The organism is Herbaspirillum lusitanum P6-12 (genome assembly GCF_000256565.1).
In the GTDB taxonomy this organism is placed as follows: domain Bacteria; phylum Pseudomonadota; class Gammaproteobacteria; order Burkholderiales; family Burkholderiaceae_D; genus Herbaspirillum; species Herbaspirillum lusitanum.
Genome location: NZ_AJHH01000370.1, coordinates 1 through 1,215 on the forward strand (window position 1 = coordinate 1; position 1,215 = coordinate 1,215).

Below are 1,215 nucleotides of genomic sequence, written 5' to 3' on the forward strand. Positions count from 1 at the left end.
ATACGCGCGCGCGCCGCGTGCTATCGAAGAACGGCCAGTTCGAAGGCGTGGTCGCCACCGACGTTTCGCTCAAGGCGCTCAATGATTTCGTCAGGGGCTTGCATGTCAGCCGCCATGGCGAAGTCTTCATCATGGAATCCAACGGCCGCCTGATTGCTTCCTCCAACGGCGAGAATGTCTATACCGAACAGCAAGGCAAGATCGACCGCCTGCGCGCCGAGAGCAGCCAGAGCCTGATCATCCGCAACGCCTATTCAACGCTGCAGAAGCATCTCGCCGAAATCGAAAACGTGGGCGGCGCCGACACCACGTTCACCTTCAACGGCCAGGACGGCGAGCTGACCTACGCCGCCTATTCATGGGTACGCGACGGCGCCGGCCTGTCCTGGGTCGCGGTGGTGGCGGTACCGCGCAGCGACTTCCTCGACACGCTCGACCAGAACGCGCGCTGGACCGTGGTGATCGCGGTGCTGGCGGTGGCCATCGCGCTGGCGCTCGGCCTCAGCGTCGTGCAGTGGGTGGTGCGCGACGTGCTCCGCTTGTCACGCGCGGCGGCACGCATCGGCAAGGGTCAGATGAACGTCGCCCTGAAGATCGAGCGGCGCGACGAGATCGGCCAGCTGGCGCAGAACTTCATGGAAATGCAGAGCGAGCTCAGCACCGACAAGCTGACCGGCGTCACCAGCGCGGCCGCCGCGCCGCCGAACTGTTCGACAAGTTCACGGTGATGTTCATCGACCTGAACCGCTTCAAGGCGATCAACGACAAGCTCGGCCACGAATACGGCGACCTCACGCTGATCGAAGTCGGCCAGCGCCTGCGCACCGTCATGCGCGACGACGACGTGGTGGCGCGCTTCGGCGGCGACGAATTCGTGCTGGTGTTCTGGGGCGTCGCCGACATCGCCTTTGCCGACAAGGTGCGCCGGAAAATCGAAGCCGTGCTGGCGCCGCCGCTGGTGTGCCTGCAGGATGTCGAGGGCGCCACCGACATGACGGTGGGCGCTTCCGTCGGCGTGGCCTTCTATCCGCAGGATGCGCAGGACGCCGAGACATTGATCAAGCTGGCCGACCAGGGCATGTATGAAGACAAGGCGGCCGGTCGCAAGGAAGGGGAAGAACCGCGTCGCTGATGAACAAGGGCCGTATCGGCTGGAACAGCGTCACCGGCCACAGCAAAGTGACGGTCCATGACGAGCGCTACGACATGTCTTTG

2 protein-coding genes are annotated in these 1,215 nt (G+C 64.3%); both read left to right on the plus strand.

The window, feature by feature from the left end; all coding sequences use genetic code 11:
* A partial coding sequence (locus HLUSI_RS31040) for a HAMP domain-containing protein (protein WP_016834163.1) occupies positions 1-728 on the plus strand: 728 nt, incomplete at its 5' end.
* Positions 728-1,132 carry a diguanylate cyclase domain-containing protein gene (locus HLUSI_RS31045; protein ID WP_016834164.1) on the plus strand — a complete coding sequence of 135 codons (405 nt, stop codon included), beginning with the start codon at positions 728-730 and terminating at the stop codon, positions 1,130-1,132. The genes HLUSI_RS31040 and HLUSI_RS31045, both read left to right, overlap by 1 nt.
* Positions 1,133-1,215: the final 83 nt, after the last annotated feature.

Excerpts from the sequence above, each read along its gene's own strand:
- HLUSI_RS31045 (WP_016834164.1), top strand. The coding sequence starts at position 728 with ATGTTCATCGACCTGAACCGCTTCAAGGCGATCAACGACAAGCTCGGC.